Origin of the sequence: Psychromonas algicola, from assembly GCF_004378355.1 — a bacterium.
Taxonomy (GTDB): Bacteria; Pseudomonadota; Gammaproteobacteria; order Enterobacterales; family Psychromonadaceae; genus Psychromonas.
The window spans coordinates 1-1,170 of sequence record NZ_SNUB01000068.1; the positions used below are offsets into that span (position 1 = coordinate 1).

Annotated in this window: 1 rRNA gene; it reads right to left on the minus strand. The window is 47.8% G+C overall.

The window, feature by feature from the left end:
- A 23S ribosomal RNA gene (locus E2R67_RS16345) occupies positions 1 to 1,147 on the minus strand; the annotation flags it as partial.
- Positions 1,148 to 1,170 lie beyond the last annotated feature (23 nt).

A 1,170-nucleotide genomic window follows, 5' to 3' on the forward strand; every position in this document is an offset into this window, starting at 1 on the left:
CCGCAGCTTCGGTGATATGTTTAGCCCCGTTAAATCTTCCGCGCAGGCCGACTCGACTAGTGAGCTATTACGCTTTCTTTAAAAGATGGCTGCTTCTAAGCCAACTTCCTAGCTGTCTAAGCCTTCCCACATCGTTTCCCACTTAACATATACTTTGGGACCTTAGCTGGCGGTCTGGGTTGTTTCCCTTTCCACGACGGACGTTAGCACCCGCCGTGTGTCTCCCATGATTGCACTTGTTGGTATTCGGAGTTTGCAAAGGGTTGGTAAGTCGGGATGACCCCCTAGCCTTAACAGTGCTCTACCCCCAACAGTGATACATGAGGCGCTACCTAAATAGCTTTCGAGGAGAACCAGCTATCTCTTGGTTTGATTGGCCTTTCACCCCCAGCCACAAGTCATCCCCTAATTTTTCAACATTAGTGGGTTCGGTCCTCCAGTTGATGTTACTCAACCTTCAACCTGCTCATGGCTAGATCACCAAGTTTCGGGTCTAATCCCAGCAACTATTCGCCCAGTTAAGACTCGGTTTCCCTACGGCTCCCCTAAACGGTTAACCTTGCTACTGAAATTAAGTCGTTGACCCATTATACAAAAGGTACGCAGTCACGGAATAAATCCGCTCCTACTGCTTGTACGTACACGGTTTCAGGTTCTATTTCACTCCCCTCACAGGGGTTCTTTTCGCCTTTCCCTCACGGTACTGGTTCACTATCGGTCAATTAGGAGTATTTAGCCTTGGAGGATGGTCCCCCCATATTCAAACAGGATTTCTCGTGTCCCGTCTTACTCGTTTTCACTGTAAAGAAGTTTTTGTGTACGGGACTATCACCCTGTATCGTGGCACTTTCCAGAGCCTTCCACTAACTTTTAAACAGCTTAAGGGCTGTTCCGATTTCGCTCGCCGCTACTGTCGGAATCTCGGTTGATTTCTTTTCCTAAGGGTACTTAGATGTTTCAGTTCCCCTCGTTTGCTTCGCTATGCTATGTATTCACATAACGATGACACTAAGTGCCGGGTTGCCCCATTCGGAAATTCCAGGATATAACGCTTGTTATCAACTCCCCTGGACTTATCGCAGATTACCACGTCCTTCATCGCCTCTAATTGCCTAGGCATCCACCGTGCACGCTTATTCACTTAACCATACAACACCTAAACAGTGTCTA